The following is a 14,411-nucleotide window of genomic DNA, read 5'->3' as shown; positions in this document are numbered from 1 at the left end:
CAGGTCCTTGTCATCAGTGTGTCTGGATGTATTGCATCAGGCCAGCCGTTCGCCGCGATTGGTCCGCTGGTCGGCATGGTCAGGATCGCCTTGAAGGGCATCCTTGACGTTCAGATCGTAGTGACTGCCGTTGGCAAGCTGGACCTGATACGCCGGCGTGCCGAGCTCATGATCCTTCACTACGACACGTCCGAATTCGTCAGTTACGCCTTCGCCAATCTTTGCCCCGCCCTTGTAGAGGTCATAGGGTTCACTGGCGAACTGATGCGCTTCGCCCGGCAACGCTCCGAGCGCGAAATGCAGTTGCTCCTTCTCCGGCGGCAGCGCAGGAATGGATGGTGTGCTCACGCTGTCCGGTCCGGTGAAAGTCCGGCTTGCCGAGTGCACCTCGAAGCCGCCTGACGTACCGCTTTTGATCTGTCCGGCTGTCCAGCGGGTATAGCTGCCACCCCCGTTGATCTCGACCTCCTGCTGCGCGCTGATCGTGATCTTGGTCGCGGTCACCGTCACGTTCAGCTTCGCCAGCAGGTTGATACTGTCCTTTAGCGCCTTCACATCGATGTCGCCTGCCGCCGCAATCAGTCGCATGCCTGCCTCGGTGACGAACAGGCGAAACGCTTTGCGTGCGCTGGCAAAAAAGCCGCCGCCTGTGCTGATCGATACGTGCTCGCCGGTTGTGACCGAGGTGGTCTTGCCGCTGCTCAGATGAATCTGCTCCGGCGTGCTGGTGGCGACACCTGCGGGACTTGCCATCACGAGATGCGGCTGCTCGAACTGCTTTAGCGCACCGCCGCCCTGGATAGCTTTTGCTTGAGCTTTCAGGGTACTGGCGACTGCCTTCTGTTCGCCATCCTGTGCCCCCGCTGTCTGAGCCGACTGCGCGAGGCTCGCCGCCGTATCCTGGGCGCTCGCCAACTGGAGGTTCACCTCATCGACGCTGAACGCGTCTCCGGTTGCGCCCGAGCGCGGATGGGTTGTCAGCAGCAGCCCGCGCGCGCCACGCACGGCTGCATTCCCATCGGTGCGCAGCTCCACGCCTTCACCGCGCTTCTCGCCGCGACCGGACGGCTCACTTACCCGCGTGATATAGCCCGCGTGCAGGCCCGACTCGAGGTGATCGCTACGTATCTGCGTTTGCACCTGCCCAGTGGTGTCGTCCTTCAACCAGACGTTGTTCTGGCTGCCGCCGATTTCCTTGCTGACGAACCCCGACAGCATGTGCTGGTCGGGCAGGTTCCACTGCGGCCGGTTCGCGCCGTTGCCCACGCGCGCCGTGATGAGCGGCCGGTCTGGATCGCCGTCGAGAAACGATACGACCGCCTCGTCGCCAATTCTCGGTAGCTGGATACCGCCAAAGCCGCCGCTTGCCCACGGCTGCGCGACACGCACCCAGCACGAACTCCTGTCATCGCGCTGGCCGACGCGGTCCCAGTGAAACTGCACTTTCACGCGGCCCAGTTCGTCCGTATAGACCTCCTGCCCGCCCGGTCCCACCACGGTCACCGTCTGCAACTGCATGGCGGGTTTCTGATGTTCGAACGGGCTACGATAGGGGACGGACTTGCGCTGGACCTCTATCTCGACGCGGAAAAAACCGCCTGAGCCATCCGCGTGCGGCCCGCTGGAAGCCGGGCTGTCCTGAGCGCTTTCACGCGCCTGGGCTAACCGGTTTTGCAGGCTGTGCGGGAAGTTCGCATGATGACTCGATGCCGGAATGTTGTTCTCAATCAGCCATACCGTTTCGATGATCGCGAACTGCCGCCTGTCGGCAGCGTCGGGGTCGTGCTCTGGATGCCCGGTGAGTTCGAACCAGCGCCCGGCGTCGATGCCGCGCACACCGCCGACACCGTAAAACCGCTTCGCCTCCGACTCCCATTGCTCCATGCGAATCTTCGACAGGTGCTCGCCGCGTTCCTGCTTCTGGTAACTATAGGGTCCCGTGTATTCGTAGACTTCCAGCTCGTCCGGCAATTCGTGCGACACCGTGGGGATGCTGGTGCCTTTCGGATTGGCGAGCGACGACGGGCTTTTGTAATCGGCTGTCCGGGTTGTCAGCACCGCGCTGTGCAGGGTGCGTTCGCTCGACCAGTGAACCAGCGCGTCCAGTTCGCTGCTCGTACCGTAGCGGGAAAACTGCACCGTCTGCGGGGCGAGCGGTTCAAACGTGTCGAGCCGGTCCGTAATCGTCAGCGTATGCGACTTGCCATCCTCGCCCTGTGTCCAGAAGCCGAACAGTCCCTCCTCTTCGATCAGCCGATGAGCAAAATTCCAGTCGTCTTCATATTGCGTGCAATAAGACCTCGGCGGTAACGGTGTCGAGAGTTTGAACTGAAACTGGCCTTTCGCTTGGGGGTGGGCATTGAACACATCGGTCAGGATGACGTCGGCGGACTTATCCTGCCAGATACGCTGGTCGCGGCGGAATTTGAGGAAATTCATCCACGAGGCAAAACGGATCGAATAGCTGGTTAATCCGCCGTCTGATCCTAGTCGCCGCACGCCGAATACATAGCCGTGAAAGGGACGATAGGATTTATCCGCCTGCTGAAGCCAAAGGGTTACCGGTTGGCCGATCAGTTTTTTAAGCTTGATATTGCCGTTTGTTGACTGAACGTCGAGCGTGAATTCGAAATGCCGCCCGATTCGCGACCAGCCCACCGCCCGTTGTGGTAACAGCACACTGCTCCCGAGCGGCGTATCCAGTTTCAACAAACGGTCCTGCTGGATCAGCCCGCTCTGAATGGCTCTCACAATATCCTGCGCATCCATTTCCACCCCAAGTTACTTTTTACGTGCGTATTGTCGTGAGCGAGAGAAGACTTTTAGCGACCCGGTAGTCGATCGATTTACCGGCAATGTCCATTCTCGATACGAAATTCACCATGCCACTGGCACGCTCCCGGGCCACGCCACGAGTTTGATGAAATATAGATGGGCCATTTCCGGCGAGCTGACCGGGCACAAAAAGGGAGGGCCTAGTCTGATCATATCAGCCGTGCTGCAATTCCAAGTCAACTTCATGACATGAATTAACAGATTTTATGCTGGGTAGATAAATCTCGGTCACGGTGCGCGCGACTCACGACGACAGCGGGGCGCGGTCCCGGACGGCCAAGGAACATATAACGCAATGGCCGCAACTGCTGAGCGAATCGCAATACGCTTTGCTCTTTCTCTTAGCTGCTCACGATCTAGCGATGTTTCGAATATTCGACTAGCAATGAATCAGTTAGTAGGACAGTCGATGCGCAAGAGGCAATTCAATAGTCGTCCCTGAACAATTCGCCTTGTGTGCAACCGGCGTCACGCCATCACATCAGCGGCATTGCTGAGGTTGAGCAAGGCAGCAACAACGAAGGCATAAAGAGGCCGTAGCTTCATGTATCAATATGTCAGGTCCCTGCAATTCCCATACACCATTTCGACCGTAAAGCCTCACCACACAAGAGCTTCCGGATTGTTCAGGTTCGACTAGCGAGTGCATCCGCTAAACAAAGGCTTGGTGAAAAATTACACGCGATAAAAAACCGCCCAAAGGCGGTTCTTAAAGAGAAGCGTACATTGCCAACGTATCTGGGTATTTCTCAACCAGCTTGATCAAGACAGCAGCCTGAGCATTCGGCTTTGCTTTCCCTTGCTCCCAGTTCTGGTAGGTACGTGGGATTGACACGAAGCCGGCGCGCCATCGCGGCTTGCGACGCATGTAGGCCTTCTCGCCGCGTCTTTATCTCTTCAGCGGGGCCCTGTACGACGTCCGGCATTTCGACATCGACCTTGCGCAGAGTTATCTTGCCTTCGCGCTCAGCGGCAAGCTCAGCCATGCCTCCCTTCAACTCGGCAAACCACCCGCAGACCGCCACGCGTGTGCAAGATGCGTGGGGGCAACACGCGGCGAACCCTGCTCAAAAGAACGGCTCTTTTTCGCGGGCAGAAACGAAAACAGGCCCCGAAGGGCCTGTTTTCTAAATTTGGCGGAAAGGGTGAGATTCGAACTCACGGTACCCCTAAAGGTACACTGGATTTCGAGTCCAGCGCATTCGACCACTCTGCCACCTTTCCGGGTCTTCCAACTCACAGCAACAAGGCTATTTCGTCAGATCCAAGCGGGTCGTTGCTTGGGAGAGAAAGATTATAGAACAGCTGAATCCGATTTCCAAGCCCCTCGGCCAAAAAATTTCAAAGGGACTTGGCAATCGGCAGCGGCCTTAGCCGCTGCATCAGCCCGGCGCCAATCGAGCCGCCGGCACTTCCAGCCGCTCCACCCCACCAAGATAAGGACGCAGCGCCACCGGCACCGTCACCGAACCATCCGCGTTCTGGAAATTCTCCAGCACAGCCACGAGCGTGCGGCCGACCGCCAGCCCCGAACCGTTCAGCGTATGCACCAGCTCCGGCTTGCCCTGCGCATTGCGGAAGCGCGCCTGCATCCGGCGAGCCTGGAACGACTCCGTGTTCGAGCAGCTCGAGATTTCGCGATACGTATTCTGCGCAGGCACCCACACTTCCAGGTCATACGTCTTGGCAGCCGAAAAACCCATATCGCCAGTGCACAGCGTAATCACGCGGTACGGCAGCTCAAGCTTCTGCAGAATCGCCTCAGCGTGGCCGACCATCTGCTCCAGCGCGTCATACGACGCTTCCGGCGCGACGATCTGCACCATTTCGACCTTGTCGAACTGATGCTGGCGGATCAGCCCGCGCGTGTCGCGGCCATACGAGCCCGCTTCCGAGCGGAAGCACGGCGAATGCGCGGTCAGCTTGATCGGCAACGTGTCCGCTTCGACGATGCTGTCGCGCACCGTGTTCGTCAGCGAAATTTCCGACGTCGAAATCAGATACTGCGTGACCGTGTTCTCGTCACCGCCCTTCTCGACGCGGAACATGTCGTCGGCGAATTTCGGCAGTTGGCCGGTACCGTACAGAATCTCCGGATTCACGATATACGGCGTGTACACCTCGGTATAGCCGTGGTGCAGCGTGTGCGTGTCGATCATGAACTGCGCCAGCGCGCGATGCAGCCGCGCTATCTGGCCGCGCAGCAACGTGAAACGCGCGCCCGACAGTTTCGCGCCGGTCTCGAAGTCGAGGCCGAGCGGCGTGCCGACGTCGACGTGATCCTTCACCTCGAAATCGAACTGGCGCGGCGTGCCCCAGCGGCGCACTTCGACGTTCCCGGTTTCGTCCTGACCCATCGGCACGCTTTCGTGCGCCAGGTTCGGCACGCCGAGCAGCAGGTCGGACAGACGCTTCTGGATATCGTCGAGCTTGGCCGCCGACGCCTTCATCTCGTCGCCAATCCCGCCCACTTCGGCCATCAGCGCCGACGTATCCTCGCCCCGCCCTTTCATCCCGCCGATCTGCTTCGACAGAGTGTTGCGGCGCGCCTGCATCTCTTCGGTACGGGTCTGGGTGTCGCGGCGTTCCGCTTCGAGGGCGGCAAAGGCCGCCACGTCGAGGGTATAGCCGCGGTCGGCGAGGCGTTTGGCGACGCCGTCGAGGTCTTTGCGCAGCAACTGGATGTCGAGCATGGGATGGGGCGGGTGTTCGTTGTATGAAGCAGCGATTTTAGCGCACCGGCGCGGGCGGCCGGTGCGTTAGATGGTCAAGACGTGCGGAATGGCGACACGGCATCTGAAACCGCCGCAGAAGCCCAGGCGAAAAGGCTCAGCCCTTCTTCGGCTTGTTCTCGCTGCGCCACTGCGCGTCGAGCTCGGCCAGACGCGCCATCTTGTCGCCGATCTTGCCTTCAAGACCGCGCGACGTCGGCTCGTACCAATGGGGGTCGCGCATGTTGTCCGGCAGATAGGTCTCGCCGGCGGCATAAGCATCAGGTTCGTCGTGCGCATAGCGGTATTCGTGACCGTAGCCGAGTTCCTTCATCAGCTTGGTCGGCGCGTTACGCAGATGCACCGGCACGCCGCGCGACTGGTCTTTGCTCACGAAACGGCGCGCTTCGTTGTACGCGTTGTAACCCGCGTTCGACTTCGGCGCGACCGCCAGATAGATGATCGCCTGCGCCAGCGCCAGTTCGCCTTCAGGCGTGCCGAGGCGTTCGTAGGTTTCGGAGGCGTCGAGCGCGATGCGCGCCGCGCGCGGGTCGGCGAGGCCAATGTCTTCCCATGCCATGCGCACGATGCGCCGTGCGAGATAACGCGGGTCCGCGCCGCCGTCGAGCATGCGGCAGAACCAATACAGCGCACCGTCCGGGCTGCTGCCGCGTACCGATTTATGCAACGCGCTGATCTGGTCGTAGAATGCGTCGCCGCCTTTGTCGAAGCGGCGCAGATTCTCGGCGAGCGCGCTGCCAAGCAAAGCGCCGTCGATTTCGGTGCTCTTCTGCTGGGCCGCCGCGCGCGCGACGATTTCCAGGTTGTTCAGCAGCTTGCGGCCGTCGCCGTCGGCGGAACCAATCAGGGCGTCGCGGGCTTCGTCGGTGAACGTGAGGCCGCCGAGTTCTTTCTGTGCGCGGTCGAGCAGCTCGCGTTGTTCTTCGTCGGTGAGACTCTTCAGCACGTAGACGGCGGCTCGTGAGAGCAACGCGCTATTCACCTCGAACGATGGATTCTCGGTCGTCGCGCCGACGAACACGAACAGGCCCGACTCGACGTGTGGCAAGAACGCGTCCTGCTGGCTCTTGTTGAAGCGATGCACTTCGTCGACGAACACGAGCGTCTGATGTCCGTTCGCGCGATGAATTTGCGCGGTCTCGACGGCTTCGCGGATATCCTTCACGCCCGAGAGCACCGCGGACAACGCGATGAACTCGGCATGAAACGCGTCGGCCATAAGCCGCGCGAGCGTGGTTTTGCCGACGCCGGGCGGGCCCCAGAGGATCATCGAATGGGCTTCGCCGGATTCGAATGCGACCCGCAACGGCTTGTTCGGGCCGAGCAGGTGCTTCTGGCCGATCACTTCGTCGATATTGCGGGGCCGCAGGCGTTCGGCGAGCGGAACATTGGCACGGGTTTCTTCAAACATGACGTTTTGGGGATAATCTCGGCTTTTCCGGACGCGGTCCGTGTGAAGGCGGCGTGCTGCCGGATGAACAAAGCCGGCACGCAAGAGTGCGGGCAACGTCACGCATTATGACAGCGACGGCGCTCGGGCGATGAGCGCGCCGACTAGCCAGTAATCTCGCCGACAGCCTGACAGGCTAACATCGCGCGCGGATTGGCCGGCAACACCGGCATCGCACGCGAATTTAGAGGCAACACCAACCGCAACTATGTTGCATGGGACCGGAGTAAGAGCTTTGCATGGGACCAGAGTAAGGCGCTAACTCCGATCGACACAGGGACAAGATTAGATGGCACAAGATCCACTCGCCGGCGACGCCGGTTCCACCTACGCACCGCTCACGCCGGTGCCCGACGCACGCCGCGCGTTCCGCACCGGCGACGCTTTCGCGCTCTGGTTCTCGCTCGGCATCGGCCTGCTGGTCGCGCAGGCGGGCGCGCTGCTGGTGCCGGGGCTGTCGCTACCGCATGCGTTGCTGGCGATCGTGATCGGCAGCGTGATCGGCGTCGTATTGCTGGCGCTGGCCGGCGTGATCGGCACTGATACGGGGCTCGCGGCGATGTCGTCGCTGCGGCCGACGCTCGGTGTGCGCGGCGCTTCGGTGCCTGCTGTGCTGAACGCCGTGCAACTGGTCGGCTGGGGCTCGTTCGAGGTGATCGTGATGCGCGATTCCGCCGATGCGCTCGCCAAACAGGCCTTCGGTTTCTCGATGCCGCTGATCTGGACCGTGATCTTCGGTTTGCTCGCGACGCTGCTGGCGATCAGCGGCCCGCTGTCGTTCGTGCGGCGGTTTTTGCGCACGTGGGGCATCTGGCTGCTGCTGGCGGGCGCCGCGTGGCTCTCGTGGAATCTGCTTGCCAAACACGATCTGGCCGAGTTGATGCGCCGTCCGGGCACCGGCGAGATGTCGTTCGGCGGCGCAATCGATCTGGTGGTCGCGATGCCGCTCTCGTGGCTGCCGCTGATCGCCGACTACACGCGCTTCGGCCGACGCCCCGGCGAGACCTTCCGCGGCACGCTGCTCGGCTATGGCGTTGCGAACATCTGGTTTTACGCACTCGGTGCGATCTACGGTCTCGCGGCCGGTGGTGGCGATGCGCTGCTGACCGGCGCGCTGGCGCAAGCAGGCGGCGGCCTCGCCCTGCTGCTGATCCTGATCGACGAAGTGGACAACGCGTTCGCCGACATCCACTCCGCAGCGGTCTCGACCGGCACGTTCTGGACGCGCGGCAGCGTGCCGTTGTTGTCTGCGGCGTTCGGCGCGCTGTGCACGGCGATCGCCTTGCTCGTGCCGATGGCGAAGTATCAGAACTTCCTGCTACTGATCGGCTCGGTGTTCGCGCCGCTGTTCGGCGTGGTGCTGGTGGATCACTTCATCGTGCGCAAGCGTCGCATTGAAGCCGCTGTGCTCGGCGACGTGCGTGGCCGTTACGGCTTCTCGGGCGGCTGGCATCTGAGCGCGTTTATCTCGTGGGCAATCGGGATCGTGGCGTATCAGGCGATCAATCAATGGCTGCCGAATCTGGGCGCTACGTTGCCCGCGTTGGTGATCGGCGCGGTGTGTTATCTGGCGCTGGTGTCGACTCGGAAGACTGCCTACGCTTGAGTCGCGGAAGCATCATTGCAATGAAGAAAAGGCCTGCAAATGCAGGCCTTTTCTTTTCATGCACCATCAACCGTGGTCAGATCAACGCTTCGACGCCCGATACTCGACACCCGGCAACACGCACAGCAATTCGAACGCGAGATTCGCACCAAGCAACGCGGTCGTACCGAACGGATCGTACGGCGGCGCGACCTCAACCAGATCGCAGCCGACGATGTTCAAGCCATGCGAGCCGCGAATGATTTCCAGCGCCTGCGGCACCGTCAATCCGGCGATTTCCGGTGTGCCCGTACCCGGCGCGAAAGCCGGATCGATACCGTCTATGTCGAACGTGATGTACACCGGACCGTCGCCCATGCGTTCGCGCACACGTGCCATCAGCGGCGCCAGCGACTGGTTCCAGCATGCCTCTGCCTGCACGACTTCGAAGCCCTGATCGCGGCACCAGTCGAAGTCTTCAGCCGCGTAGCCCGTGCCACGCAGACCGATCTGCACGACGCGGTCGCAGTCCAGCAAGCCCTCTTCCACCGCGCGGCGGAACGGCGTGCCGTGCGCGATCTTCTCGCCCATCATCGTGTCGTTGACGTCAGCGTGGGCGTCGACGTGAATCAGACCGACCTTGCCGTGCTTGCGATGAATCGCGCGCAGGATCGGCAGCGCGATCGTGTGGTCGCCACCCAGTGTGATCGGCTTGCAGTTGTGCTGGAGGATTTCGTCGTAGGCGGTTTCGATGCGCTTGATCGAATCGTGCAGGTTGTACGGATTGATCGCGACGTCGCCGAGGTCGGCCACGCGCAGCGAATCGAACGGCGCGGCGCGCGTCGCCATGTTGTACGGACGCAGCAGCACCGATTCGCTGCGGATCTGGCGCGGCCCGAAGCGCGCGCCGGTGCGGTTCGAGGTGCCGAGATCGAACGGCACGCCGACGAAGCAGGCGTCGAACCCTTCGGCCGAGCCGACGTTCGGCAGCCGCATCATCGTCGCAATGCCGCCGCAGCGGGGCATTGCGTTGCCGGACAGCGGCTGCGGCCGTTCAGCGGCATCGGGGGAAATGAAGGAGGAAGTATTCATCGTGTCTCGGCAATGAAAAGAGGGGCAGTAAGCAAATACGTGCAACCGGCCGAAGGATCAATAGAAAAAGCGCACCTTGCCGGGCGAATCTCGATTCTTGAGCAGTTTCCCGCAAGTTAAAATACGAACAGAATAAACTTCACATTGATTCGTAGCGATGTATCCTGCCGTATGTTCTCCCAACTCACCGATCTCGACCTGCGGTTGATCCGCGTCTTCCTCGCCATCGTCGACGCCGGCGGCGTCTCGCCGGCCCAGGCCACGCTCAACGTCGGCCAGTCGACCATCAGCACACAACTCGCCACGCTGGAAACACGCCTCGGCTACCGGCTGTGCGAGCGCGGCCGCGGCGGCTTCAGCCTGACCGCGCGCGGCGAGCAATTTATCGACGCAGCCCGCGCTCTACTGTCCGCCGTCGATACTTTTGGCATGCAGGCGCGCAATGTCGGCCGCAAACTGGTCGGCACGCTCGATATTGGCATGATCGGCCACACACCGGTATCGGCGAGCGCGCGCATCAGCGACGCGATCGGCCGGTTTCGGGCGCGCGATCAGTCGGTGCGGTTTTCGATTCTGGTGCGCTCGCCGGGTGAACTCGAAGAACTGCTGCTGAACGGCCGCATTCAGATCGGCATCGGCTATTTCTGGCATCGCGTGCCGTCGCTCGAATACACCGAGGTGTTCGCCGAAGATCAGTTCGCGTATTGCGCGAAGGGGCATCCGCTGTTTGCTTCTGCCGGCGAGGTGTCACCTGCCGAAGCCGCGGCTCACGAATGGGCGTGGCGCAGTTATCCGCTGCCCGAAGCCGAAAGTTCGACCACGCCGCAGAACGTCACCGCGCTCGCGGACAATATGGAAGCAGTCGCGATGCTGGTGCTGTCGGGGCATCATCTTGGCTATTTGCCGGGGCATTTCGCGGCGCCGTTCGTGAAGCAAGGCTTGTTGGCCGCGTTGAATCCCGCACAGATGAAGTACCGGGTGGCGTTCCATATGGTCACGCGGGCGCGGCAGCATCGAACGGATATTGTCGAAGCGTTTATCGACGATATGAAGGCTGCGCATCCCGTGCAGGTGCTGGAAGTGGATGAGTAGCGGTTCTGCTCAGCCGGCGCAGGTTCGGAAAGGGCGAATAGCGCGTCGGGCGCGCAGCGCGATCGGCAATCGGCAATCGGCAATGAAAAAAGGCTGCGCTCCATGCGCAGCCTTTCTGCAAATCAGCCTACTGCAACAACCCGCTTACCCGTTGATCACATCGGCGCCTTTCGGCACTGTGAACTTGAACGCATCGGCCGGCAGCGGCGGGTTCTTCTGAATGTTCGAGAACGTCAGCAGCGTGACGTTGCCGAACACATCGTGCAGTTCCATCGCTTCAAGATTGCCGTCCTTGAAGCCGATGCCAACGCGCTGAAACTGCGTGTCTTTCGCCTTGGGCGTCAGTTCGAGCCAGTCGATGCCGGCCTTCACGCCTGCGTCACGCAGCGTGAAGTTCTTGTCCAGATCGTTGCTGCCGAACAGGATCGCCGCCGGGCTCGCGCCGAGCGCGCCGCCGAGACTGCGCACCGTCACCTGGTTCAGATCCTTGTCGTACACGTACAGCTTGTCGCCGTCGGCTTGCAGCAGTTGTGCATAAGGCTTCTCGTATTGCCAGATAAACTTGCCGGGGCGCGCGAACGTGAACGTGCCGCTCGACGTGCCGGTCTTGCCAGCCGTGGACAGCACACCGCTCGCGCCGCTTGCACCCTGCGCCTTGCTCGGCGCGCGCACTTCCTGCTGCACAAAGGTACCGCGCGCGGAATGCACTTGCGCGACAAATGCCTTCAGTTGCTCGGTGCCGCTCGCGAATGCCTGCGACGCGACGAGCATCGACGCGCCGATCACCACACTGCCGACGCCACGTGCGATCGTACGAGCGAGTTGGCCAAAACGGCGGGGGCGAGCACTCTGTCGAGCGTGCTGCTGCGCGAATAGCTGCATGGTGTTTTCTCCCTTGATTGAATTTGTTGAGCGGTCACGACGGCGGGCTTTGTGGGCAGCGGCCGGGTGACCGTGGCGGCTGGCTTGAACCGCGCAGCCGAGGGACGAGCCCTCAGCCTTGGGTCACAGCTTAAGCACAAAGCCTTAAGCGGGGCTTATACGCGGTGCTTTGAGGCTGGTCCGGTGGACTAGCCGTATGGATTGCCTATTCCGCTTCCCGCGCCGGCGCAAGAATCTCTCGATTGCCGTTCGATGACATCGCCGACACCACGCCTGAGTTCTCCATCTGCTCGAGCAGGCGCGCCGCGCGGTTATAGCCGATGCGCAAATGCCGCTGCACCAGCGAAATCGACGCACGGCGGTTCTTCAGCACCACATCGACCGCCTGGTCGTACAACGGGTCGGCCTCGCCGTCACCCGAGCCGGATCCCCCTGCGCCCGCGGAGCCTTCGTCGCCTTCGCCCGTCACGCCGCCTTCGAGAATGCCCTCGATATAGTTCGGCTCGCCCTGCTCCTTGAGCTTGTCGACGACGCGATGCACTTCTTCGTCCGACACGAACGCGCCGTGCACACGCACCGGCAAGCCGCTGCCCGGCGGCAGGTACAGCATGTCGCCCATGCCGAGCAGCGATTCCGCGCCCTGCTGGTCGAGAATCGTGCGCGAGTCGATCTTCGACGACACCTGGAAGGCCATGCGCGTTGGCACGTTGGCCTTGATCAGGCCGGTAATCACGTCGACCGACGGACGCTGCGTAGCCAGAATCAAGTGGATGCCTGCCGCGCGCGCCTTCTGCGCAATCCGCGCGATCAGTTCTTCGACCTTCTTGCCGACCACCATCATCAGATCGGCCAGTTCGTCGATCACGACGACGATGTTCGGCAGACGCGACAGCGGCTCCGGATCGTCCGGCGTCAAGCTGAACGGATTCGGCAGCTTCTCGTCGCGCTTGGCGGCTTCGTCGATCTTGTTGTTGTAGCCGGCGAGGTTACGCACGCCGAGCTTGCTCATCAGCTTGTAGCGGCGCTCCATTTCGGCCACCGCCCAATTGAGCGCGTGACCCGCCTGGCGCATGTCCGTGACCACCGGACACAGCAAATGCGGAATGCCTTCGTAGACGCTCATTTCGAGCATCTTCGGATCGATCAGGATCATGCGGACCTGATCGGCGCTCGCCTTGTAGAGCAGCGAGAGGATCATCGCGTTGATACCCACCGATTTGCCCGAGCCGGTCGTACCGGCCACCAGCAAGTGCGGCATTTTCGCGAGGTCTGCGCATACCGGCTTGCCGCCAATGTCCTTGCCGAGGCCCATGGTGAGCGGCGAAGCCGCGTCCGCATAAACCGCCGAGCCGAGAATCTCCGAGAGACTCACGGTCTGACGGCGCTGATTCGGCAACTCCAGCGCCATGAAATTCTTGCCCGGAATCGTTTCGACCACGCGAATCGACACCAGCGACAGCGAACGCGCCAGGTCCTTCGCCAGACCGACGATCTGGCTGCCCTTCACGCCAGTAGCCGGCTCGATTTCATAACGCGTGACAACCGGGCCCGGATACGCGGCGACCACACTCACTTCGACGCCGAAGTCCTTGAGCTTCTTCTCGATCAGGCGCGAGGTGAATTCGAGCGTATCGGCGGAAATGGTTTCCTGCGCGGCCGGCGCTGCGTCGAGCAGCGAGATCGGCGGCAAGGTGGAGTCGCCCGGCAGGTCCGTGAACAGCGGCACTTGCCGCTCTTTCTCGACGCGTTCCGATTTGGCGGGCGTGACGATGGGCGGCACGATCATGACCGGCTCGTGCTCCTCGATCCGCACGCGGCCCTTTTCGACCTTGCCTTCGCGCTTCACCGCGGCAGCTTCGCCCAATTTACGGTCGCGGCCGGCCTCGCGGCGCAGCTTGGCGAAAGTGACCGCCGAAATGATCGACTCGCCGACCTTTTCCGACACCGACAGCCACGAAAAACGGAAATACAGCGACAAACCGATGCCGAGCACGATAAGTAGGGCCAGCGTGCCGCCCGTGAAGCCGAGCGCATGCGATATGCCGCGCGCCACCGCCTCGCCGATCACGCCGCCCGGCGCCCGCGGCAACTGCACTTTCAGCGACCACATGCGCAACGCTTCGATACCGTCGCAGGCGAGCAACACCAACATGAACGCGAACGCGTCCGCGAGCCAGCCGGCATCGCGCGGCGCGTCATCCTGCAGTTCCTCGTGGCGAGTGATGCGGCGGTAATTGGCGGAGATATGGCGGCCGAGCAGCACGATCCACCAGTAGGCGGACAGCCCGAACAGCAGCAGCAGGATGTCGGACGTCCACGCGCCGACGCGGCCCGCCCAGTTGGCGATGTGGTCGACCTGCGCGGCATGCGTCCAGCTCGGATCGTGCCGGCTGTAGCTGACGAGCGCCATGAGCAGGAACACGCCGAGCGCGACCTGCAAGATCCAGCGGATTTCGGTGAAAAGGCGCGACATGCGGTGCGGCAATGCCTGCGCGCTCGCGGAATAGGGAGCTTTTGCCATTGATCCTGTTGCTTGTGTGGCCGATTTGCCGCTGGAGTCGCGGCCCGAAGCGGCGCTTAAGGCGGCTCCAGACCCGGTCCCGGCTGCCGGATCCATCGATGCGGCCTATTGTAAACGCAGTGCCTCACGCGAGGCTGTAAATGACGGTAACTTAGCCGATCGACCACACGAAAGGCCGCCGAAGCCCGCAGCAACGCTATCGCCACGATCGGAAAGCTTCAT

General features: G+C 62.0%; 9 protein-coding genes and 1 tRNA gene. 2 read left to right on the top strand and 8 right to left on the bottom strand.

Features of this window, described 5'->3' with window-relative positions:
• Window positions 1-36: 36 nt before the first annotated feature.
• The 5 genes from P3T25_RS31910 to P3T25_RS31890 form a co-directional block, all read right to left on the bottom strand.
• The gene (locus P3T25_RS31910) at window positions 37-2,769 is read right to left on the bottom strand and encodes a type VI secretion system Vgr family protein (protein ID WP_266241227.1); all 2,733 of its coding nucleotides are present in this window, start codon (window positions 2,767-2,769) and stop codon (window positions 37-39) included.
• 815 nt (window positions 2,770-3,584) lie between these two features.
• On the bottom strand, window positions 3,585-3,821 hold the full coding sequence (locus tag P3T25_RS31905; RefSeq protein ID WP_233464935.1) for a hypothetical protein: 237 nt from the start codon (window positions 3,819-3,821) through the stop codon (window positions 3,585-3,587).
• A 148-nt stretch (window positions 3,822-3,969) separates the two neighbouring features.
• Window positions 3,970-4,059, bottom strand: a tRNA-Ser gene (locus P3T25_RS31900).
• 158 nt (window positions 4,060-4,217) lie between these two features.
• Window positions 4,218-5,528, bottom strand: a complete 1,311-nt coding sequence (gene serS / locus P3T25_RS31895) for a serine--tRNA ligase (RefSeq protein WP_154562040.1) — start codon at window positions 5,526-5,528, stop codon at window positions 4,218-4,220.
• A gap of 136 nt (window positions 5,529-5,664) precedes the next feature.
• Entirely contained in the window at window positions 5,665-6,978 is a 1,314-nt protein-coding gene (locus P3T25_RS31890; RefSeq protein ID WP_154562042.1) for a replication-associated recombination protein A, read from the bottom strand.
• 328 nt (window positions 6,979-7,306) lie between these two features.
• On the opposite strand from P3T25_RS31890, the gene cytX reads away from it, so the two are divergent.
• On the top strand, window positions 7,307-8,623 hold the full coding sequence (gene cytX, locus P3T25_RS31885) for a putative hydroxymethylpyrimidine transporter CytX (RefSeq protein WP_429360869.1): 1,317 nt from the start codon (window positions 7,307-7,309) through the stop codon (window positions 8,621-8,623).
• Between the two features lie 81 nt (window positions 8,624-8,704).
• Here the strand turns inward: cytX and speB are convergent, their stop codons facing one another.
• Window positions 8,705-9,694: an agmatinase gene (gene speB / locus P3T25_RS31880; protein ID WP_429360867.1), complete on the bottom strand. Its 990-nt coding sequence runs from the start codon at window positions 9,692-9,694 to the stop codon at window positions 8,705-8,707.
• Between the two features lie 171 nt (window positions 9,695-9,865).
• Between speB and P3T25_RS31875 the strand changes: the two genes are divergently transcribed.
• Complete coding sequence (locus P3T25_RS31875) at window positions 9,866-10,786, top strand: LysR family transcriptional regulator (protein ID WP_097391679.1); 921 nt, start codon at window positions 9,866-9,868, stop codon at window positions 10,784-10,786.
• Window positions 10,787-10,930: 144 nt separating this feature from the next.
• On the opposite strand, the gene lolA is transcribed toward P3T25_RS31875, so the two are convergent.
• Entirely contained in the window at window positions 10,931-11,668 is a 738-nt protein-coding gene (lolA, locus tag P3T25_RS31870) for an outer membrane lipoprotein chaperone LolA (RefSeq protein WP_266257389.1), read from the bottom strand.
• A 205-nt stretch (window positions 11,669-11,873) separates the two neighbouring features.
• Entirely contained in the window at window positions 11,874-14,189 is a 2,316-nt protein-coding gene (locus P3T25_RS31865; protein WP_154562050.1) for a DNA translocase FtsK, read from the bottom strand.
• Between the last annotated feature and the right edge of the window lie 222 nt (window positions 14,190-14,411).

The sequence above is a fragment of the Paraburkholderia sp. GAS32 genome, from assembly GCF_050434225.1.
In the GTDB taxonomy this organism is placed as follows: Bacteria; Pseudomonadota; Gammaproteobacteria; order Burkholderiales; family Burkholderiaceae; genus Paraburkholderia; species Paraburkholderia madseniana.
Note: the sequence above shows the minus strand (reverse complement) of the source record. Positions and strands in the feature narration are given on the sequence as shown.

What these genes read in the sequence shown, in the direction of transcription:
- P3T25_RS31910 (WP_266241227.1), bottom strand. Translation starts at nt 2,769, where the DNA reads ATGGATGCGCAGGATATTGTGAGAGCCATTCAGAGCGGGCTGATCCAG.
- P3T25_RS31905 (WP_233464935.1), bottom strand. Translation starts at nt 3,821, where the DNA reads ATGGCTGAGCTTGCCGCTGAGCGCGAAGGCAAGATAACTCTGCGCAAG.
- serS (WP_154562040.1), bottom strand. Translation starts at nt 5,528, where the DNA reads ATGCTCGACATCCAGTTGCTGCGCAAAGACCTCGACGGCGTCGCCAAA.
- P3T25_RS31890 (WP_154562042.1), bottom strand. Translation starts at nt 6,978, where the DNA reads ATGTTTGAAGAAACCCGTGCCAATGTTCCGCTCGCCGAACGCCTGCGG.
- cytX (WP_429360869.1), top strand. Translation starts at nt 7,307, where the DNA reads ATGGCACAAGATCCACTCGCCGGCGACGCCGGTTCCACCTACGCACCG.
- speB (WP_429360867.1), bottom strand. Translation starts at nt 9,694, where the DNA reads ATGAATACTTCCTCCTTCATTTCCCCCGATGCCGCTGAACGGCCGCAG.
- P3T25_RS31875 (WP_097391679.1), top strand. Translation starts at nt 9,866, where the DNA reads ATGTTCTCCCAACTCACCGATCTCGACCTGCGGTTGATCCGCGTCTTC.
- lolA (WP_266257389.1), bottom strand. Translation starts at nt 11,668, where the DNA reads ATGCAGCTATTCGCGCAGCAGCACGCTCGACAGAGTGCTCGCCCCCGC.
- P3T25_RS31865 (WP_154562050.1), bottom strand. Translation starts at nt 14,189, where the DNA reads ATGGCAAAAGCTCCCTATTCCGCGAGCGCGCAGGCATTGCCGCACCGC.